This is a genomic window from Streptomyces endocoffeicus (genome assembly GCF_016741935.1).
GTDB classification, from domain to species: Bacteria; Actinomycetota; Actinomycetes; order Streptomycetales; family Streptomycetaceae; genus Streptomyces; species Streptomyces endocoffeicus.
In genome coordinates this window covers 186,667-206,186 of sequence record NZ_JAERRG010000002.1, presented here as the reverse complement: position 1 = coordinate 206,186, position 19,520 = coordinate 186,667, and the positions used below count along the sequence as shown (strand labels likewise).

The following is a 19,520-nucleotide window of genomic DNA, read 5'->3' as shown; positions in this document are numbered from 1 at the left end:
CTATGAAATCAGGCGGCTCAGACCGACGCACCGGTGACGGTCTGCTGCGGGAGCTGACCGCTTCCGGTGTTCTGGCCCTTCAGCTTGCGCATCTTGGCCAGCAGTACGGCGGTTCGGGTCAGCACCATGGCCAGCGACATGAAGACGAAGGCGTTGGCGTAGGTGTCCTGGCCGCTGATCTTGTAGTCGATGGAGAACTTGATCAGGTCCATGGTGAACCAGTGCTCGGCGCCGTAGGCGAAGAGGATGCGTCCGCCGGAGAGGACGATCCACACCAGGGCGTAGCCGATGCCACCGATGGTGTAGAGCTCACCGGACGTGGCGTCCTTGTAGGCGGGCAGCAGCACTCCGGCGATCAGACCGCAGATGACGCCGGTGCCGACGCCCACGAGCTGCAGGGAAATGTCGTTGCCCTTGGTCGGGAAGGACTCGACGAAGATCGCGATGACCACGGCCACGGCGATGACCGAGCGCACCATCCGCATCGTGGTGATGCGGCGGCGGCCGATGTCGGTCGCCAGGATGATGATCAGGATCGTGCCACTGGCGATCAGTGCGGACAGGAACTGGCTCATCTGTGGCATATGCGACGTTCTCCAAGCCAAAGCGGGGATGTGCGTTCGGCGTGACGGTTCTCCGTCTCACCTGCCTCAACGCTAGAAGCGGGCGCGCCACCGCGAGACGACTGAACGGTGGGTTCTGGCTGTCAACCGTCCGGTGGACACGGTGGACACGCGTGGTAGTACTGAGCCGTGCGCAATCACTCTCCGGGGGACGGCTCGCAGACCGGGGCGTACTACGGTCCCGAGTCCGGCACCCGCTGGTTCGGCCTGTGGGACGGCTTCTTCGCCGTCTCCTATCTCGTGACCGCGGTCCTGCTCTTCCTCTCCGGCGGCTCGCAGGTCAACCACTCCATCCCGATCGCCGCGCTGACCCTCACCGTGCCCTGGTACGCGGCGGTCGGCCGGACGCTGATGATCGAGGACACCTACGGCCCGCGGAACCTGGTCTTCGCGGCGGGCCTGGTGACGTTGTTCTGTCTCACCACGGCGTTCAACCTCGTCGGCGCGTTCGCGCTGTTCGCGGTCATCCCGATGCTGATCATGAGCCTGCCGATGGCCTCGGCGGTGGTGCTGGCCACGGCGGCCAATCTCTGCCCCGTGCTGGTGGTGGCGTTCACCGGTGAGGACCTGGGGCTGAGCGTCCTGGGCGTACTGCCCATCTCACTGCTGAGCATCGCGCTGTCGGTGCTGCTGGGGATGTGGATCAAGCGGGTGGTGCGCCAGAGCAAGGGGCGCGGGCAGCTCATCGAGGAGCTGCAACAAAGCCGGGAGCGGGTGGCCCGGCTCTCCCACGAGGCCGGTATCTCGGCCGAGCGCGAGCGGCTGGCCCGGGAGATCCACGACACTCTGGCGCAGGGCCTGACCAGCATCATCAGCCTGGTGCAGGCGGCCGAGTCGGAGGTGCGCGAGGCCCCGGACCAGGCGGTGAACCATCTGTCGCTGGCCGGGCGGGTGGCCAAGGAGTCGCTCGCCGAGGCCCGTGGCTTCGTGGCCGCCCTCACCCCGCCCGCGCTGCGCGGCGGTTCGCTGTCCCAGGCGGTGCGGCGGCAGGCGGAGGGGCTGATCGCCGAGACCGGCCTGGAGGTGCGGTGTTCGGTGATGGGCGAGGAGAAGTCGCTGCCGATGGCGGTGAGCGTGGTGCTGCTGCGTACGGTGCAGGAGGCCATCGCCAATGTGCGCAAGCACGCCAAACAGGCCCGTACGGTCGATGTGATCGTGGTCTTCGACGAGGGCGGCGTCCAACTGCTGGTCCGCGACGACGGCGAGGGGTTCACCCCGGACGGCACCCAGGAAGGCTACGGGCTGCGCGGTATGCAGGCCCGGGTCGAGGAGATCGACGGGGTGGCGACCGTCACCAGCGGCCCCGGACGGGGCACCACCGTGGAGGTGAGCGTGCCGATGACGGCACCGGCCGAGGAGGCGTTGCGTGGCTGAGGGTACGCCGGGCGGCGCGAGCAGCCCGATCAGGGTCCTGCTGGCCGACGACCATCCCGTGGTGCGGGAGGGGCTGAGCGCCATGCTGGACTCCGCCGAGGGGATCACGGTGGTCGGGCAGGCCGGTTCCGGTGAGGAGGCGGTGGTCCAGGCGGTCGCGCTGCGGCCGGACATCACCCTGCTGGATCTGCGCATGGGCGGGATGGACGGGGTCGAGGCCACCGGGCAGATCCTGCGCCAGGTGCCGAGCTGCAAGGTGGTCATCGTGACCACGTACGAGGACGACTCCGACATCCTGCGCGCGGTGGAGGCGGGCGCCGCGGGCTATCTGCTGAAGGGCAGTTCACGCCAGGAGCTGATCGACGCGGTGCAGACCGCGGCGCGTGGCGAGACCGTGCTCACCCCGTCCCTCGCGGGCAAGCTCTTCCGCACCCGCGCCCCCGAGCCGTCCCCGCTCTCCGGCCGGGAGCGCGAGGTGCTGCGGCTGGTCGGCCGGGGGCTGACCAACGCCGAGATCGGCGCCGAGCTGTTCGTCAGCGAGGCCACGGTCAAGACGCATCTGCTGCGCTCATTCAAGAAGCTCGGTGTGTCCGACCGCACGGCCGCCGTGATGAAGGCGATGGAACACGGCCTGTTGAACTGAGCGCCCTCTACACCGTTTCCGTGAGGCTGCTGTCGGAGAGCTTCGCGGGGAGGTCGCGGCGGCGCTTGACGTTCAGCTTGCGGTAGATGCGGGTCAGATGCTGCTCCACCGTGCTGACGGTGACGAACAGCTTGGAGGCGATCTCCCGGTTGGTGTTGCCGTGCGCGGCCAGCACCGCGATCCGCACCTCCGCCTCGGTCAGCGCCTCCACCTCGCGCTGCGCCTCGGTCCCCTGGCCGCCCGGCTGGGCGGCGGCCGCCGCGGCGAACTCGCCGGGGTCCGCGTGGCGGGGCATCAGCTCACGGCAGAGCGGATCGGCGCCGCAGGTCTTGGCCACGTGCCAGGCCTTGCGGACGAGCACCCGGCCCCGGTTGAAGTCGCCCAGCGAACGGTAGGCACGGCCGAGTTCACCGAGGGCGACGGCCAGCTGGATGCGGTCGTCGCCACTCTCCAGGATCTCCACGGCCTCCTTGAGCCGGGGCACCCGGCGCTTGAGCTCGTCGGTGCGGGCGAGCACGACCAGCAGGGCGCCGCGCAGCCGGGCGTCCTCCGAGCCCAGCCGCAGCTGCTCCTCGGCCAGCGCGCGGGCGCGCCCCGGGTCGCCGAGGGCCAGCCAGGTCTCGGCGGCGTCCAGCCGCCAGGGGGACAGCAGGGGGATGTCCATCCGCCAGGTGCCCATCAGCTCACCGGCGGCCGTGAAGTCGCCGAGCGCGGCGTGGTAGCGGCCGGTGGCCAGGTGGCAGCGGCCTCTGGCGCGCAGGTAGAACAGCCCGGGGAGGGTCTGGAAGAGCTCCTCGGGCAGGGGCTGTTCGAGCAGCGCCATGGCCTCGTCGTAGTGGCCCATCCCGGTCTCGGCCTGGATCAGGGTGGACAGCGGCAGTCCCAGCCCCACACCCCAGCCCTGGACGGAGATCCGCGACATCGCGGTGCGCGCCTGGTGCGCGGCGACCTGCAGATCGCCCTGGCGCAGCGCGATTTCGGCCCGTACGGCGGACAGCAGCGCCTGCCAGGTGGGGACGCGGCGGGCGGAGCATTCGCCCTGCAGCCGCTCGCACCAGGAGAGCGCGAGGTCGAGCCGGCCGGCCAGGACGAGTGCCATCAGCGCGACGACCAGTGGCTGGAGGGTGCTGTCGCTCAGGTGGTAGCGCTGCAGCACCCGCTCGGCCTCGATGACGGCACGGTCGGCCTGGCCCTCGGTGAGCACGGCGGACATGGTGGCGGCGGCGTGGGCGTGGGCCAGGTCGGCCATGTCGCGCGGGGCTCCGGCGGTGGCGCCGGTGACGCCGGTCCCGACGGTGGGGAGGCGGTCGCGCAGCGGCGGGCTGAGCATGGTCAGCCACTGGGCGGAGGCGGAGACGGCGGCGGTCATCGCGAGGTCGTCGCCGGTGGCGGCCGAGCGGGCCAGCGCGGAGACGGCGCCGGCCGCCGCGTCCAGCCGTCCCGACCAGGCGAGGTACGAGGTGATCGGGGCGACGTCGCGCGGGGCGAGCCGGCCCCGCTCGGCGTCCTCGGTGAGCTCCGGCAGATGGCTCTCGGCCGCGGCCGGGCCGATCCGCCAGGCGATGCTGACCAGCCGGGCCTTGAGCGCGGTGCGCACGGGGCCGGGCGCGCAGGCGTGGTGGGCGCATTCGAGGCAGCGGAGCGCGAACTCCAACTCCTCCTCGACCAGGGCGAATTCGGCGGCCTCGCGCAGAACGGGGACGGCCCAGGCCGCCGCGTCCTGCCGGGCGGAGACCAGTTGGCGGGCCACGTCGAGCGCGGAGGCGCCGTCGGCGTGCAGCAGCCGGGCGGCACGGGCGTGCAGTGCGCCGCGGGCGGTGGCGGGGGTCGCGTCGAGCACCGCGGTACGGGCCACCTCGTCGCGGAAGGCGTTGTGCTCCAGGATGGCGCACTGGTGCAGGTCCTGGACGCCCTGCTGGACCGTGTTGGCGCTCAGGTCCAGGAGCTGGCCGAGCAGCCGCGGGGAGCGGGCGTCGCCGAGGACGGCGACCCCGCGGGCGATCTCCAGCACCTCGGGCTCGCCGCGGTGCAGACAGCCGAGGACGGCGTGGGCGAACGCCTCGCCGGGCGCCGGACGCTGCTGGGCCTCGCCGTGCTCGCCGACGGTCCGCCAGTCCTCCAGCAGGGCGCGCAGCAGCAGCGGGTTGCCGCCGGAGACGCGGTGGCATTCGGGGGCGAGGCGGGCGGCGACGGTGGCGGACAGGGTGCCGGACAGCGCCTCGGCGACGCCCGACTCGGTGAGCATGTGCAGCCGCATGCGCACACAGTTGGGCTGGCGGAGCAGTTCGGCGTGGAAGGTGAACTGTTCCTGACGAAGCCGGGGGGATTCGGTGAGGACGATGAGAACCTTCGCCTGACGCACCCGCCGGGCCAGATGGAGCAGGAATTGCAGGGACTGGTCGTCGCCGCAGTGCACATCGTCGACAAGGACGACAAGTGTGCGATCCTCGACCATTCGCAGCAGCGCCGAGGAAATCTGGGACATCACGTGCATGCGTCCCGCGGCGGTGCTTTCCAGCGCGTTTCCGTCAAGCAGCGCGATCACTTCGGATCGCACATCGGCGGGCATCGCACCATTATCGAAAATCTTTCGGACAATTCCGAAGGGAAGGTCCCACTCGGCCCGCGAACCGGTCGCTTCCAGGAGCAACGCACCGCTTTCGATGGCCTGTTCGGCAAAGGTGTTCAGCAGTGTGGTCTTGCCACTGGCCACCGCACCGCTGACAAGAGCCAGCCGACCCCGGCCCTGCGTCGCGCCGCGCAGCATTTCGCGCAGCGCGGAGAGGTGGTTCTCCCATTCGAAAAGGTTCGCAGGCAAAGAATTCATCCCCCGATGAAGCCACCTGATGCCCCCAGCGGACCGCCGGGGGCATCGAGCGTGACGAGTGGTTTTCCAGTGCGTCGGACAGATGCCTGAGGCGGTCGGTTCAGGGTCTCGACCCCGAAAGCGCCTTCGCGACGAGACTCATAATCGGTCCTTGATGCCCGGCCAAGAAGAAGTGGCCACCCGGGAACACCCGGATGTCGAACGCGCCGGTGGTGTGCGACCGCCACGCCTCCGCCTCCTCGAGGCTGGTCCTGGGGTCGTTGTCGCCGGTCAGCACGGTGATCGGCGATCGGACGGCGGCCCCGGGCACCGAGCGGTAGGTCTCGATCGCCTTGTAGTCACCGCGAATCGCCGGCATCGCCATGCGCAGGATCTCCTCGTTTCCGAGGACGCGGGAATCGGTGCCGCTCAGCAGCTTCATCTCGCGTACGACGCCGTCCTCATCGCGCCGGTGCACATTCTCATCGCGGTAACGGGACGGCGCCCGGCGGCCCGAGGCGAAGAGCGCGAGCGCGGAGAACTCCGGGTCGGCCTCCTCCAGCCGGCGGGCCACCTCGAACGCGAGAACGGCGCCCATGCTGTGCCCGAAGAAGACGACCGGGAGATCGAGCCAGGGCTTCAACTCCGCGGCGATGGCGTCGGCGTACTCGTCGATGTTCTCGATCAGCGGGTCCTGCCGCCGGTCCTGACGCCCCGGATACTGCACACACAGGACATCCGCGGACGACGAAAGCGTCTGGGACATCGGGAAGAAGAACGACGCCGAACCCCCGGCATGGGGCAGACAGACCAGTCGGGCGCGACTCTCGGGCATCGGATGGAATCGTCGTATCCAGACGCTGTCTTCTCGCTGTGCACCCATGCGTAGGGAAAGTCTTTCACTCGTCAAGCAATATGTGGGGGACAGACGGCAGAGCGTACCGGGCACGCGCCCGAAGACGCGTCGGCAAGCACTGCCCCTTCATGATTAACACGCCCAATGATGTAGGGGGCACCCCTAGTCTAGGGGGATTCTTCTTGACTGGGGTCACGGGGCGTGGGTGACTGTCGTGCGCCCTTGTTGAGCGCCTCCGCCAGATCGTCCAGGGCGTCGACGAGTTGCTCCGCGTCGCGCAGCGCCACCCCCGGACGGCCCCCGGACCGCTGCCGCCACCGCTCCAGCGACTCGTGCACCGGCGACCAGTTGAGCGGCCGCCGCTCCCGTACCGCCTTGACCGCCTCCGGCAGCGCCCGCCGCAGCGCCGCGGCGAAGTCCCCGGCCTCCTCCGACGGCGGCGCGTCCCGCTCCGGCAGATGCGCCTCCAGCAGCATGGCGACCCGGCCCATCATGGACAGCGCCGTCTGCGCCGCCCGCGCCGCGGGCCGCGACAGCCCGCGGTGGCGCACCGGTTCCCGATGCGCCTGGGTCTCGCTCTGCTCCCAGGCCGCCCGCGCCGCGCGGGCGTCCAGCAGGGCGTCCCGCACCTGGCGGGGACGGCGCTCGGCGGGGCGGGCGTAGGCCTCGAAGACGGCGGTGGCGAAGGCGCCGTTGGCGGCCAGCCAGTCCGCGAGCCGGTCCCGCAGCCGCGGTGTCTCCCAGGCGGGGAAGACCGCGTACGCGACCATCGCCAGCACCCCGCCCAGCAGCGTCAGCGCCACCCGCGCCTGCACGGTCTGATGCCACGCCTCGCCCGCGATGCTGAGCAGGAAGACCACGTACGCGCTCACGCACGCGGAGGTCACGATGAAGCCGGTGCGCAGCAGCAGATACATCGACAGGACGGACAGCACGGCCAGCACGGCGCTCAGATACGCGCCGGGCTGGACCAGCGCCACCACCCCGCCGCCGACCAGCACCCCGGCCAGGGTGCCCAGGAAGCGGGCGACACCGCGGGAGTAGGTCTGGGCGAAGTCCGGCCGCAGGACCATCGTGGAGGTCAGCGGCGCCCAGTAGGAGTGCCCCAGCGGCAGCGTCGTGCTCAGCAGATAGCCGCTGACGCTGACCGCGCACAGCCGCACCGCGTGCCGCAGCACCGGCGAGGACCAGCGGGTCTCGCGGCGGACGGCGCGCAGCGCCATGGCGGCGGTGCCCCCGATACCGGGGCGGGGCAGGAAGCGGTGCACCATCCGGCCTTCCGCGGACACCTCCTCCACCGGCTCGTCGGACGCCTCCACGACGTCCGCCACCAGTGAGAACAGCCGCAGCGCGGCACGGCGGGCGGCACCGGTCAGCTTGGGCCCGTCCTCCGGCATCCGCAGGACGGCCATGGCGTCGGAGTCCACCCGCACCGGTGTGCCGTGGCGGATGGCGTGGGCCACCGCGTCCAGCACGGTGCCGGTGGCGGCCAGCAGTTCCCGCACCCGGTCGCGCTCGGGCCCCTCGGCGGGGGCGCCGACCACCGGGTCGGCCATCGAGGCGAGCACCGGGCGGATCCGCTCGGCCAGCAGCCGGTAGCCGCTCAGCTGGCGGGGCCGCCGCCGGGCCTGACGGGGCGTCACGGCGGCGGCGCTGCGGGCGTCCATCAGCGGCTTGGGGTCGAAGGGCGCCACCGGCTCGTGGCGCAGCCTGCGGGCGTAGTCGGCTACGGCGGCGAGCGCGTCGGCGAGGGCGTCGCGCTGCACACCCCACGGCCGCACCGGGAAGAGCACGATCAGCGCGGCCTGCACCACGCCGCCGAGCCCGACCAGCAGGGCGTGGCTCAGGGCGCCCATGACCGAGGTCGGGAGGGTGACCGTGATCAGCATGACGGCCACCATCTGGGTGGAGACCAGCCCGGAGACCGGGCCGACCGCCCACGACATGCCCGTCATCAGCGTCCACACGGCGAGCATGAGGACGAAGGTGAAGGTGTGGGCGGCGGCCAGATAGCCGAGGAAGGTGCTCACCGCGAGACCGCTCGCGGCGGCCAGCGCCAGCCAGGGGCGGGGGCGCCAGCTGCGCTGGAAGGTGGCGATCCCGGCGGAGAAGGCGCCGAAGGCCGCCGAGACGGCGAGCGTCGGCGAGCCCAGCCACAGCGCCACCCCGACGACCAGCGCGACCCCGCACGCGCCACGGACGGCGACCAGCGGTTCGGTCCTGGTGCGCTCGATCGCGAGGCCCGTCCGGGCGGTCTCCTTCAACGCGTGCGACCAGGTCATGCGGCGAGACTACGGGGTGGCCCCGGGAGAACTGAACCAGCCGTTCCGGTCCGGCTCTCCCGGGGGCGACCCCTGGCGGGGATCAGTCGCCGGGCGCGCAGTCCACCTGGAGGAGCTGGATCGGCCGGCTGGCGTCGAGGTCCACATAGGCGGTGAAGGACCGGGTCGTCGGCGTCTGGCCCCAGTGGGTGGTGATGGTCGCCCAGCCGACCCGCGCGGACTGGGCCGTGGTCACCTCGCCGACCTCGATGTCCTGCGGCTGGTTCTGCGCGCACAGCAGCAGGTCGTAGTCGGGCGTCTGGGAGGCCTGCTCCTTGAGCTGGTCCGAGACCAGGTGCTCCCGCTCCCAGGGGCGCGGGCCGTGGTTTCCGTAGAAGCCCTCCAGGAAGTGGTGGATCTCCTCGGCGGTGTAGCGGTCGTTCGGGTCGGTCCGCTCGGTGGCCGAGGCGGGCGACCCGGCGGCCAGGGCGAATCCGAGGCCGAGCGCGGCCACACAGCCACCGGCCACCGCGGCGCGGGAGCGAAGCGCGTGAATGGAACGAAGCATGGAAAATCCCCCTGTGTACGGTCTTGCGTTGATGATTCGCCCCTTAGTCGGGCGAGCACACAAGAAGACCCTTCAGCCCCTCGAATGGTTGCTCAACTGTCCCTGGGACATGAGAACTTCCCTCTCGGCCCCCAGTGCGCTATCCGTCCCGCCGGGTTCTGGGTGAACGCGCCGCAGTACAGCACCGGCTCCGAGCCCCGGTCGGTGTGGTGCGGGATCACCACCGGCTTGTCCCGGGGCACCGAGCGGCCCCGCCCGACGTCCGGATAGCCGCTGGCGCCCTGCTTCCGGATGCCGTTGTCGAGACCGTCCTTCGGCGACTGCCCCTGGGCGAGACCGCCGCCCCGGCCGCCCGGGGTGTACTCCAGGGTGAACGGCCGCCGAACCGCTCGGCGAACAGCGTCCCGATCTCGTCGCTGTACAGATCCCGGGGGTCCTTGACGACCACGGCGGCGCGGGCCGGGGAGCAGCGCCCGGTGCCGTGGGCGCGGCCCGGCGCCCCCTCGCCGCTCGCGAGCAGCAGCACGGGCGGCAGCAGATCCCGCGCCTTGGCCTTTCGGTCCCGGGGCACCACGGCGCCCTTGAGCGCATCGATGAACTCCTCGGTCCCCGCTCCCCCCGTGAACCCAGGCACGTCGGCTCCCCCGCTTTCCCCCGGCTTCCCGTGCTTGTTGCGCCTGGGATCCCCGTCCGTCACAACGGCGAAACCCCCTGCCGGACCGGGTCCGGCAGGGGGCGGGGAAACCACTCAAACGTGCGAATCACACGTCACATACGCCTCAGTGGTTCTTCGGGAAGCCGAGGTTGATGCCGACCTCCTCCGACGGCTCCGGCCAGCGCGTGGTGACGACCTTGCCGCGGGTGTAGAAGTGCACCCCGTCGTTGCCGTAGATGTGGTGGTCGCCGAAGAGCGAGTCCTTCCAGCCGCCGAAGGAGTGGTAGCCCACCGGCACCGGGATCGGCACGTTGACGCCGACCATGCCCGCCTCCACCTCCAGCTGGAAGCGGCGGGCGGCGCCGCCGTCGCGGGTGAAGATGGCCGTGCCGTTGCCCCACTGGGAGCTGTTGATCAGGGCGATGGCCTCGTCGTAGGTCTCGGCGCGCACCACGCACAGCACCGGGCCGAAGATCTCGTCACGGTAGGCGTCGGCCGTCGGCGGGACCCTGTCCAGCAGCGAGACGCCGATGAAGAAGCCGTTCTCATGGCCCTCCACGGAGTACCCGGTGCCGTCCACGACCACCTCGGCGCCCTGGGCCGCGGCCCCGTGCACATACGAGGCGACCTTGTCGCGGTGCTCCTTGGTGATCAGCGGGCCCATCTCCGAGGCCGGGTCGTTCCCGGGGCCGATCCGCAACTTGGCGGCCCGGTCGGCGATCTTCTTCACCAGGTCGTCGCCCGCGTCGCCGACCGCGACCACGACGGAGACCGCCATGCAGCGCTCACCGGCCGAGCCGTAAGCCGCGTTGATGGCGTTGTCCGCCGCGAAGTCCAGATCGGCGTCGGGCAGCACCAGCATGTGGTTCTTGGCGCCGCCGAGCGCCTGCACCCGCTTGCCGTGCTCGACGGCCTTGGACTGGATGTACTTCGCGATCGGCGTGGAGCCCACGAAGCTGACGGCCGCGATGTCCGGGTGCTCGAGCAGCCGGTCGACGGCCACCTTGTCGCCGTTGACGACGTTCAGCACACCGTCCGGCAGCCCCGCCTCGGAGGCCAGCTCGGCCAGCCGGCGGGAGGCCGAGGGGTCCTTCTCGCTGGGCTTGAGGACGAAGGTGTTACCGCAGGCGATGGCCACCGGGAACATCCACATCGGCACCATCGCCGGGAAGTTGAACGGCGTGATGCCCGCGACCACACCCAGCGGCTGGCGGATCGAGGAGACGTCGACCCCGGTGGAGACCTGGGTGGACAGCTCGCCCTTCAGCTTCTCGGCGATTCCGCAGGCCAATTCCACGATCTCCAGGCCGCGGGCCACCTCGCCGAGCGCGTCCGAGTGGACCTTGCCGTGCTCGGCGGTGATCAGCTCGGCGATCTCGTCGCGGTGGGCGTCCAGCAGCTCGCGGTACTTGTAGAGGATCGCGGTGCGCTTGGACAGGGATACCGTGCCCCAGGAGCGGAACGCCTCCTTGGCCGTGGCCACGGCCGCGTCGACCTCGTCCACGGAGGCCAGGGCGACCTGGGTGTCCTGGGCGCCGGTGGCGGGGTTGTAGACCGGCCCGTACGCGCCGGTCGCGCCCTCGACGGTCTTTCCGCCGATCCAGTGGTTGACGGTCTTCATGGGTGCGGAGCCTTTCTCTAGAAAAACGTCAGAGGTGGCGGCGGCGTGCGGCGGCCTGCCGGTCGTAGTCCTCGCGGGCCTTCACGGCGGCCGGACGGGTCGCTGTCTGGGCGACAGGCACATCCCACCACGCCTGTGCCTCGGGTGCGCCGGACACTGTGTCGGCCGTTTCGGTCTCCACATAGACACATGTGGGCCGGTCCGAGGCGCGGGCCTCGGCGAGCGCCGCCCGCAGCTCGCCCACGCTCTTCGCGCGCAGCACGTCCATGCCCAGCGAGGCGGCGTTGGCGGCCAGGTCGACCGGGAGCGGATCGCCGGTGTACTGCCCGTCGGGCGCCCGGAAGCGGTAGGCGGTGCCGAAGCGCTCGGCGCCGGTGGTCTCCGACAGACCGCCGATCGAGGCGTAGCCGTGGTTCTGCAGCAGCACGATGTTGATGTTGATGCCCTCCTGGACCGCGGTGACGATCTCGGTGGGCATCATCAGATACGTACCGTCGCCGACCAGCGCCCAGACCGGGGTGGCGGGCGCCGCGAGCCGTACGCCGATGGCGCCGGGGATCTCGTATCCCATGCAGGAGTAGCCGTATTCGAGGTGGTACTGGCGCGGGGAGCGGGCGCGCCACAGCTTGTGGAGGTCGCCCGGCAGCGAGCCCGCCGCGTTGATCACCACGTCCTCGTCGCCGACGACCGCGTCCAGCGCGCCCAGGACCTGGGTCTGGGACGGGCGGGCGGTCTCGTCCTCGGCGGCGTACGCGGCGTCCACCCGCAGCTCCCACGCGGCCTTCCCGGTGCGGTACTCGGCCTCGTAGGTCTCGTCCACCCGGTGGCCCGCCAGCTCGGCGGTGAGCGCTTCGAGCGCGGCGCGGGCGTCGGCGACCACGGTGGTGGCACCGAGTTTGTGGGCGTCGAACGGCGTGATGTTGAGGTTGAGGAAGCGGACGGCCGGGTCCGCGAAGAGTGTCGCGGAGGCGGTGGTGAAGTCGCTGTAGCGGGTGCCCACGCCGATGACCAGGTCGGCGGTGCGGGCGAGGTCGTCCGCGACGGCGGTGCCGGTGTGGCCGATCCCGCCGATGTCGGCGGGGTGGTCGTAGCGCAGCGACCCCTTGCCCGCCTGGGTGGAGGCCACCGGAATGCCGGTCGCGTCCACGAGGGCGCGCAGTGCCTCCTCGGCCTCGCTGTGGTGGACCCCGCCGCCCGCGACGATCAGCGGCCGGCGGGCGGCGCGGATGGTCCGCGCGGCGGCGGCCACCTCGGCCGCCTCGGGGACGGGGCGGCGGACGTGCCAGACCCGGTCGGCGAAGAACTCCTCGGGCCAGTCGAACGCCTCGGCCTGGACGTCCTGCGGCAGGGCCAGGGTGACGGCGCCGGTCTCGGCCGGGTCCGCCAGCACCCGCACGGCCTGGAGCGCGGCCGGGATCAGCGCCTCGGGGCGCATCACCCGGTCGAAGAAGCGGGAGACCGGGCGCAGCGCGTCGTTCACCGAGATGTCGCCCGCGTACGGGACTTCGAGCTGCTGGAGCACCGGGTCGGCGGGCCGGGTGGCGAAGATGTCGCCGGGCAGCAGCAGCACCGGCAGCCGGTTGACGGTGGCGAGCGCGGCACCGGTGACGAGGTTGGTGGCGCCGGGGCCGATGGAGGTGGTGACGGCATGGGCGGCGAGCCGGTTGTTCTGCCGGGCGTAGCCGACCGCGGCGTGCACCATCGCCTGCTCGTTACGGCCCTGGAGGTACGGCATGGTGTCCGGCCCGGACTCCAGCAGCGCCTGGCCGAGCCCGGCCACATTGCCGTGGCCGAAGATCCCCCAGGTGGCGTTGATCAGGCGATGCCGCTGCCCGTCCCGCTCGGTGTACTGGTGGGCCAGGAACTCCACCAGCGCCTGGGCGACGGTGAGGCGGCGCACTGCCGAACCGTTCATCGTGGGTCTCCAGCGGGTGCTTGATAGAGGGGCAGACGGGGGTCGACGGGCTGGTCCGGCCAGGTGGAGCGGATCCAGGCGTGGTCGGGGTGGTCGCAGATGAGCCAGGCGCGCTCCGCCTCCGGGCCCGCCATGACATTGAGGTAGTACATGTCATGCCCGGGGGCGGCGATGGAGGGGCCGTGCCAGCCGTCGGGGATCAGGACGGTGTCACCGGAGCGGACCTCGGCGAGCACGTCGGTGCCACGGCCTTGGCCGGACGGGGAGACCCGCTGATAGCCGATGCCCTCGTTGCCGTGGGCCTCGGCGATCTCGAAGTAGTAGATCTCCTCCAGCTCGCTCTCCTCGCCGGGGCGGCACTGGTCGTGCTTGTGCGGCGGGTACGAGGACCAGTTGCCGCCCGGGGTGAGCACCTCGACGGCGATCAGCTTGTCGCATTCGAAACCGCCACCTGGCTTTCCGCCTCCGGCGGGGGCTGCCGCGCCGAAGTTGTTGACCTGGCGCGAGCAGTTGCCGCTGCCGCGCAGCTCGACGGGGACGGCGGAGGCCGGTCCGTAGCGCGCGGGCAGCCGGCGCTCGCAGCGGGCGCCGGTGAGCGCGAAGCGGCCGCCCGCGCCGCTGGCGATCTGGGCGTGGGAGTCGCGCGGCAGATAGACGAAGTCGCTCACCCCGCTGAACACGCTCTCCCGGCCGTGCAGTTCGAAGGTCTCGCCCTCGGCGATCACGGTGCAGCCGCCGCTCAGCGGCAGCACGATCCACTCGCTGTCCCCGGTGGCCAGGGAGTGCGAACCGCCGGGCGGCAGATCGAGGACCCGCAGGCTGGAGTAGCCCCAGCCGGCCCGCTCGGGGTCGATGTCCACGGCGTAGGGGCCGTCGGCCGCCTTGCCGGCCTGCACATGGAAGCCGGGGAACGGATCGGTGGTGGTCATGGCGTGAAGTCTCTGCCTTTCTTACAGCGTCACAGCAGGCCGACGGCGGTGTCCACGGCGGTCTCGACACTGCCCTCCGCCGGATAGAGCAGGGAGCGGCCGACGACCAGCCCCTGCACGGTGGGCAGGCCCAGCGCCTTGCGCCACTTCTCGTACGCCTCCTCCTGGTCCTGCGGAGACTTGCCCACGTCGCCGCCGAGCAACACCGCCGGAAGGGTGCTCGTCTCCATCACCGCCGCCATCTCGTCGGCGTCATCGGTGACCGGCACCTTCAGCCAGGTGTAGGCGGAGGTTCCGGCGAGGCCGGAGGCGATGGCTATGGACTTGGTGACGGCCTCGGCGGACAGGTCGTTGACGACCTTTCCGCCCGTCCGCCGGGAGATGAACGGCTCGACGAAGACGGGCAGCCGCCGCTCCGCCATCTCGTCGATGGCGCGGGCCGTGGAGACCATGGTGGTCAGCGAACCGGCGTCCTCGTAGTCGATGCGCAGCAGCAGCTTGCCGGCGTCGAAACGGAGGCGCTCGATGTCCTGGGGGCGGTGTCCGGTGAACCGGTCGTCGAGCTCGAACGAGGCCCCGGCGAGGCCGCCGCGGTTCATCGAGCCCATGACGACTTTGCCCTCGAGGGCGCCGAGCAGCAGCAGGTCCTCGAGGATGTCGGCGGTGGCGAGCACCCCGTCGACCCCGGGCCGGGACAGCGCCACGCACAGCCGCTCCAGCAGATCGACCCGGTTGGCCATGGCCAGCTTCTGGCCGCCGACGGCGAGGGCGCCGCGCGCCGGGTGATCGGCGGCCACGATCATCAGACGGCCGCTGTCACCGATGAGGGGGCGGCGGACCCGGCGGGCGGCCGCCTCGGCGATGGCCTCCGGGTGGCGGCTGCGCACCGTCACGAGGTCCGAAACGCTGATACTCAAAGTACTTCCTCGCATTCGCGATTCAGGAAGGGCACACGGAGCGCGAGACCCGCATGACCGGACGAGGGGGAGGGCCTGGCGCCCGGGGTCAGTCCCCCGCCAGCAGAGCCTCGACCTCCGCCGTGGTGGGCATCGCGGAGGAGCAGGCGAGGCGGGACGCGACAATGGCGCCCGCCGCGTTGGCGTACCGCATCACGCGCTCCAGGGGCCAGCCCGAGAGCAGCCCGTGGCACAGGGCGCCGCCGAACGCGTCGCCCGCGCCGAGCCCGTTGACCACCTCGACCGGGACCGGCGGGACCTCCGCGGTGGTGCCGTCGCGGTGCACGGCGAGTACCCCGCGCGGGCCCTGTTTGACGACGGCGATCTCCACGCCCGCGTCCAGCAGCGCCTGCGCGCACGCCTTGGGCTCACGCGCACCCGTGGCGATCTCGCACTCGTCCACGTTGCCGACGGCGACGGTGGCGTGGCGCAGCGCCTCGGCGTAGAAGGGGCGGGCGGTCTCCGGGTCGGCCCAGAACATCGGCCGCCAGTCGAGGTCGAAGACGGTGGTGCCGCTCTTGGCGCGGGCGGCGAGCGCGGCGAGGGTGCTGGTGCGGCTGGGCTCCTCGCTGAGCCCGGTGCCGGTCATCCAGAAGATCCGGGTGGCGCGGATGGCGTCGAGGTCCAGCTCATCGGAGTGGATCTCCAGATCGGGCGCCTTGGGGCGGCGGTAGAAGTACAGCGGGAAGTCGTCCGGCGGGAAGATCTCACAGAAGGTGATCGGGGTGGGGTACTCCTCGACGGGGGTGACGAAGCGGTCGTCCACCCCGAAGGCCCGCAGCTCCTGGTGGATGTAGTCGCCGAACGGATCCGCCCCGGTGCGGCTGATCACCGCGGAGCGGTGGCCGAGGCGGGCCGCGGAGACCGCGACATTGGTCGCCGAGCCGCCGAGAAACTTTCCGAACGCTTCAACCTGCGGCAGTGGCACACCGGTCTGCAGTGGATAGAGGTCCACTCCGATGCGGCCCATCGTGATCAGGTCGTACGGCTCACTCATGCCTGCCCCTTCGGGAAAGACGCAGCTCAGGGTCTGGTGCTCAGAACTCCGGGATCCACCCCGGCCCTTCAGGTCTAGACGTGTGCCCCGCCCACTGTCAAGACTTTGTCCTTACATACGGACGTAATCATCCGAGCCCATGGGACGCGTTATCGCCTCGTTACGTCCGGATGAAATGTTGTCATGACAAAGTCTTGACAGTGGCCACCCACGGGGAGAGGCTCCCGTTCTGCAACGGCCGTGCAAATTCGACGGACCTGGCTTTGAGAGGTGCTGGAACGGATGGACCTCAGACTCAATCGACACCGCAGGGCGGGCCTCGCCGCACTCGCCACCGCAGCCGCCCTCCTGGCGGCGGGCTGCAGCAGTCAGGGTGGCAAGAAGGCCCAGGAAGCCGACGACGGCATCGCGGCCGGTAAGGCCGACACCCCGCGGATGAGGATCGCGATGATCACTCACGCCGCCCCGGGCGACACCTTCTGGGACACGGTGCGCAAGGGCGCCAAGGCCGCGGCGGCCAAGGACAACGTCGACCTCGTCTACTCCAGCAACCCCAACGGAGCCGACCAGGCCAACCTGATCCAGAACGCGATCAACCAGAAGGTCGACGGCATCGCCGTCACCCTCGCCAAGCCCGACGCCATGAAGGGCGCGATAGCCAAGGCGAAGAAGGCCGGGATCCCGGTCGTCGCCTTCAACGCCGGACTCGACCAGTGGAAGGACATGGGTCTGCTGGAGTACTTCGGCCAGGACGAGAACATCGCCGGCCAGGCATTCGGCAAGCACCTCAACGAGATCGGCGCCAAGCACGACATCTGCGTGATCCAGGAGCAGGGCCATGTCGCCCTCGAGGCCCGCTGCGCGGGTGTGAAGAAGACCTTCAAGGGCAAGACCGACATCCTGTACGTCAACGGAACCGACATGCCATCGGTCAAGTCGACGATTTCCGCGAAGCTCAAGCAGGATTCGAGCATCGACTATGTCGTCACCCTGGGCGCCCCGTTCGCCCTGACCGCCGTGCAGTCCGCGAAGGACGCGGGCGACAAGGCCAAGGTCGCCACCTTCGACCTCAACAAGGACCTGGTCTCGGCCGTGCAGAGCGGCGACGTCCAGTTCGCCGTCGACCAGCAGCCCTACCTCCAGGGCTATCTGTCGATCGACTCCCTGTGGCTCTACAAGAACAACGGCAACTTCAGCGGCGGCGGCGAGCAGCCCGTGCTGACCGGGCCCGCGTTCGTCACCAAGGACAACGTGGACACCATCGCCAAGTTCGCGCAGAAGGGAACGCGGTGAGCCGGCCATGACCCATACCGCCACCCCGGCGGCCGCCACCCCGCCCGCCTCCCCCGCGGTCCCGCCCAAGAGCCGCACCGCCGAACGCTCGCTGGCCCGGCGGGCGCTGGCCCGGCCCGAGATCGGGGCGCTGGTCGCGGCCGTCGGCGTCTACCTCTTCTTCTTCGCCGTGGCCCCCACCTTCCGGCAGGCCGACTCCTTCGCCACCGTCCTCTACCAGGCGTCCACCATGGGCATCATGGCGCTGGCCGTCTCCCTGCTGATGATCGGCGGTGAGTTCGACCTGTCGGCCGGAGTCGCCGTCACCTCCTCGGCGCTGGCCGCGAGCATGCTCAGCTTCCAGCTCACCGCCAATGTCTGGGTGGGTGTGCTCGTCGCCCTGCTGGTCTCGCTCACCGTGGGGTTGATCAACGGACTGCTGCTGATCAAGACCGGGCTGCCCAGCTTCCTGGTCAGCCTCGCCAGCTTCCTGATGCTGCAGGGCGCCAACCTGGCCATCACCAAGCTGCTGACCGGCAATGTCGCCACCGACTCCATCACCGACATGGACGGCTTCGACCAGGCCAAGTCGGTCTTCGCCTCCGAGATCAACGTCTTCGGCGTCGATGTGAAGATCACCGTGCTGTGGTGGCTGATCTTCGCGGCCATCGCCACCTGGGTGCTGCTGCGCACCAAGTTCGGCAACTGGATCTTCGCGGCCGGTGGCTCGAAGGAGAGCGCACGGGCCGTGGGCGTACCCGTGAACCTCACCAAGATCGCGCTCTTTATGACGGTGGGCTTCGCGGCCTGGTTCGTGGGCATGCATCTGCTCTTCGAGTACAACACCGTGCAGGCCGGCGAGGGCGTGGGCAACGAGTTCTACTACATCATCGCGGCCGTGATCGGCGGCTGCCTGCTCACCGGCGGCTATGGCTCCGCGATCGGCGCGGTCCTCGGCGCCTTCATCTTCGGCATGGTCAACCAGGGCATCGTCTACGCCAACTGGAACCCCGACTGGTTCAAGTTCTTCGTCGGCGTGATGCTGCTGCTCGCGACCCTCGTCAATCTGTGGGTGCGCCGTCAGGCCGCCAGGAGGTGATCGGAATGGCAACGAACGTCACCAAGGACAGCGCCGCACAGGCTCCCGCACCGGACGAGGAGCCGGTGATCCGGCTGCGGGGCGTGGGCAAGCTCTACGGGAACATCCGCGCCCTGGAGGGCATCGACCTGGCCGTCCGGCCGGGCCGGGTGACCTGTGTGCTCGGCGACAACGGCGCCGGCAAGTCCACCCTGATCAAGATCGTCTCGGGGCTGCACCAGCATGACGAGGGCGAATACCTCGTGGACGGGAAGCCGGTGCGGCTGAACACCCCGCGCGACGCCCTGAACCTGGGCATCGCCACCGTCTACCAGGACCTGGCCACCGTGCCGCTGATGCCGGTGTGGCGGAACTTCTTCCTCGGCTCCGAGCTGACCCGCGGCCCCTGGCCGGTGCGGCGGCTGGACATCGAGCGGATGAAGCAGATCACCGGCGAGGAGCTGTCCGCCATGGGCATCCACCTCGACAACCTGGAGCAGCCCATCGGCACCCTCTCCGGCGGCCAGCGGCAGTCCGTGGCCATCGCCCGGGCGGTCCACTTCGGCGCCCGGGTGCTGATCCTGGACGAGCCGACCGCGGCGCTCGGCGTCAAGCAGTCCGGGGTGGTGCTCAAGTACATCGCGGCGGCGCGCGAGCGCGGGCTCGGCGTCATCTTCATCACCCACAACCCGCACCACGCCTATATGGTCGGCGACCACTTCGCGGTGCTCCGGCTCGGCGCCCTGGAACTGAACGCGGCGCGCGACGACGTCAGCCTCGAAGAGCTCACCAACCATATGGCCGGCGGTGCCGAACTGGCCGCGCTCAAGCATGAGCTGGCCCAGGTCCGCGGGGTCGATGTGGACGAGCTGCCGGAGGAGGTGGCCGCCCCTTCCTCCTGACGGACGCCATCTGCGGACGCCATCCGACAGACGCCATCCGACAGACGCCTTCCCTCCGACAGGA

16 protein-coding genes are annotated in these 19,520 nt (G+C 70.6%); 5 read left to right on the top strand and 11 right to left on the bottom strand.

Annotated elements, in window-relative coordinates; genetic code table 11:
- Positions 1 to 17 precede the first annotated feature (17 nt).
- Positions 18 to 584: a hypothetical protein gene (locus tag JK364_RS08885; protein WP_201849319.1), complete on the bottom strand. Its 567-nt coding sequence runs from the start codon at positions 582 to 584 to the stop codon at positions 18 to 20.
- A gap of 168 nt (positions 585 to 752) precedes the next feature.
- On the opposite strand from JK364_RS08885, the gene JK364_RS08880 reads away from it, so the two are divergent.
- Both JK364_RS08880 and JK364_RS08875 read left to right on the top strand, forming a co-directional pair.
- On the top strand, positions 753 to 1,997 hold the full coding sequence (locus JK364_RS08880; RefSeq protein ID WP_201849317.1) for a sensor histidine kinase: 1,245 nt from the start codon (positions 753 to 755) through the stop codon (positions 1,995 to 1,997).
- Positions 1,990 to 2,640: a response regulator transcription factor gene (locus JK364_RS08875; protein ID WP_201849315.1), complete on the top strand. Its 651-nt coding sequence runs from the start codon at positions 1,990 to 1,992 to the stop codon at positions 2,638 to 2,640. The genes JK364_RS08880 and JK364_RS08875 overlap by 8 nt, the downstream gene beginning before the upstream one ends.
- A 7-nt stretch (positions 2,641 to 2,647) precedes the next feature.
- On the opposite strand, the gene JK364_RS56905 is transcribed toward JK364_RS08875, so the two are convergent.
- The 10 genes from JK364_RS56905 to iolC form a co-directional block, all read right to left on the bottom strand.
- Positions 2,648 to 5,407, bottom strand: coding sequence for a helix-turn-helix transcriptional regulator (locus tag JK364_RS56905; RefSeq protein WP_269146212.1), 2,760 nt, complete (start codon positions 5,405 to 5,407; stop codon positions 2,648 to 2,650).
- Positions 5,408 to 5,567: 160 nt separating this feature from the next.
- The gene (locus tag JK364_RS08865) at positions 5,568 to 6,329 is read right to left on the bottom strand and encodes a thioesterase II family protein (RefSeq protein WP_201849311.1); all 762 of its coding nucleotides are present in this window, start codon (positions 6,327 to 6,329) and stop codon (positions 5,568 to 5,570) included.
- Between the two features lie 140 nt (positions 6,330 to 6,469).
- Complete coding sequence (locus JK364_RS08860; RefSeq protein WP_201849309.1) at positions 6,470 to 8,584, bottom strand: FUSC family protein; 2,115 nt, start codon at positions 8,582 to 8,584, stop codon at positions 6,470 to 6,472.
- A gap of 82 nt (positions 8,585 to 8,666) precedes the next feature.
- A complete protein-coding gene (locus JK364_RS08855; protein ID WP_201849307.1) occupies positions 8,667 to 9,131 on the bottom strand; it encodes a hypothetical protein in 465 nt (154 codons plus the stop codon).
- A gap of 217 nt (positions 9,132 to 9,348) precedes the next feature.
- Positions 9,349 to 9,765 carry a hypothetical protein gene (locus JK364_RS08850; protein WP_201849305.1) on the bottom strand — a complete coding sequence of 139 codons (417 nt, stop codon included), beginning with the start codon at positions 9,763 to 9,765 and terminating at the stop codon, positions 9,349 to 9,351.
- A 145-nt stretch (positions 9,766 to 9,910) separates the two neighbouring features.
- Positions 9,911 to 11,407, bottom strand: coding sequence for a CoA-acylating methylmalonate-semialdehyde dehydrogenase (locus JK364_RS08845; RefSeq protein WP_201849303.1), 1,497 nt, complete (start codon positions 11,405 to 11,407; stop codon positions 9,911 to 9,913).
- 28 nt (positions 11,408 to 11,435) lie between these two features.
- Positions 11,436 to 13,322: a 3D-(3,5/4)-trihydroxycyclohexane-1,2-dione acylhydrolase (decyclizing) gene (gene iolD / locus JK364_RS08840; protein ID WP_201849301.1), complete on the bottom strand. Its 1,887-nt coding sequence runs from the start codon at positions 13,320 to 13,322 to the stop codon at positions 11,436 to 11,438.
- Positions 13,319 to 14,251 (bottom strand): 5-deoxy-glucuronate isomerase, encoded by a 933-nt coding sequence (gene iolB, locus JK364_RS08835; RefSeq protein WP_201849299.1) that lies wholly within the window; start codon positions 14,249 to 14,251, stop codon positions 13,319 to 13,321. Before iolB ends, iolD begins: the two co-directional genes overlap by 4 nt.
- 29 nt (positions 14,252 to 14,280) lie before the next feature.
- Positions 14,281 to 15,168 carry a Cgl0159 family (beta/alpha)8-fold protein gene (locus JK364_RS08830; RefSeq protein ID WP_201849297.1) on the bottom strand — a complete coding sequence of 296 codons (888 nt, stop codon included), beginning with the start codon at positions 15,166 to 15,168 and terminating at the stop codon, positions 14,281 to 14,283.
- 88 nt (positions 15,169 to 15,256) lie between these two features.
- Entirely contained in the window at positions 15,257 to 16,204 is a 948-nt protein-coding gene (gene iolC, locus JK364_RS08825) for a 5-dehydro-2-deoxygluconokinase (RefSeq protein WP_201849295.1), read from the bottom strand.
- A gap of 282 nt (positions 16,205 to 16,486) precedes the next feature.
- Between iolC and JK364_RS08820 the strand changes: the two genes are divergently transcribed.
- From JK364_RS08820 to JK364_RS08810, 3 genes are read left to right on the top strand one after another with little or no spacing between them, the layout of a single operon-like run.
- Positions 16,487 to 17,497: a substrate-binding domain-containing protein gene (locus JK364_RS08820; RefSeq protein WP_201849293.1), complete on the top strand. Its 1,011-nt coding sequence runs from the start codon at positions 16,487 to 16,489 to the stop codon at positions 17,495 to 17,497.
- Positions 17,498 to 17,504: 7 nt separating this feature from the next.
- Positions 17,505 to 18,575 carry an ABC transporter permease gene (locus JK364_RS08815; RefSeq protein ID WP_201849291.1) on the top strand — a complete coding sequence of 357 codons (1,071 nt, stop codon included), beginning with the start codon at positions 17,505 to 17,507 and terminating at the stop codon, positions 18,573 to 18,575.
- A gap of 5 nt (positions 18,576 to 18,580) precedes the next feature.
- A complete protein-coding gene (locus tag JK364_RS08810) occupies positions 18,581 to 19,456 on the top strand; it encodes an ATP-binding cassette domain-containing protein (RefSeq protein WP_201849289.1) in 876 nt (291 codons plus the stop codon).
- The last annotated feature ends 64 nt before the right edge of the window (positions 19,457 to 19,520 follow it).

Bases quoted from the DNA above. Each gene is read 5' to 3' on its own strand.
- iolB (WP_201849299.1), bottom strand. From the start codon at position 14,251: ATGACCACCACCGATCCGTTCCCCGGCTTCCATGTGCAGGCCGGCAAG.
- JK364_RS08860 (WP_201849309.1), bottom strand. From the start codon at position 8,584: ATGACCTGGTCGCACGCGTTGAAGGAGACCGCCCGGACGGGCCTCGCG.
- JK364_RS08815 (WP_201849291.1), top strand. From the start codon at position 17,505: ATGACCCATACCGCCACCCCGGCGGCCGCCACCCCGCCCGCCTCCCCC.
- JK364_RS08820 (WP_201849293.1), top strand. From the start codon at position 16,487: ATGGACCTCAGACTCAATCGACACCGCAGGGCGGGCCTCGCCGCACTC.
- JK364_RS08885 (WP_201849319.1), bottom strand. From the start codon at position 584: ATGCCACAGATGAGCCAGTTCCTGTCCGCACTGATCGCCAGTGGCACG.
- JK364_RS08865 (WP_201849311.1), bottom strand. From the start codon at position 6,329: ATGGGTGCACAGCGAGAAGACAGCGTCTGGATACGACGATTCCATCCG.
- iolD (WP_201849301.1), bottom strand. From the start codon at position 13,322: ATGAACGGTTCGGCAGTGCGCCGCCTCACCGTCGCCCAGGCGCTGGTG.
- JK364_RS08845 (WP_201849303.1), bottom strand. From the start codon at position 11,407: ATGAAGACCGTCAACCACTGGATCGGCGGAAAGACCGTCGAGGGCGCG.
- JK364_RS56905 (WP_269146212.1), bottom strand. From the start codon at position 5,407: ATGCTGCGCGGCGCGACGCAGGGCCGGGGTCGGCTGGCTCTTGTCAGC.
- JK364_RS08810 (WP_201849289.1), top strand. From the start codon at position 18,581: ATGGCAACGAACGTCACCAAGGACAGCGCCGCACAGGCTCCCGCACCG.
- iolC (WP_201849295.1), bottom strand. From the start codon at position 16,204: ATGAGTGAGCCGTACGACCTGATCACGATGGGCCGCATCGGAGTGGAC.
- JK364_RS08855 (WP_201849307.1), bottom strand. From the start codon at position 9,131: ATGCTTCGTTCCATTCACGCGCTTCGCTCCCGCGCCGCGGTGGCCGGT.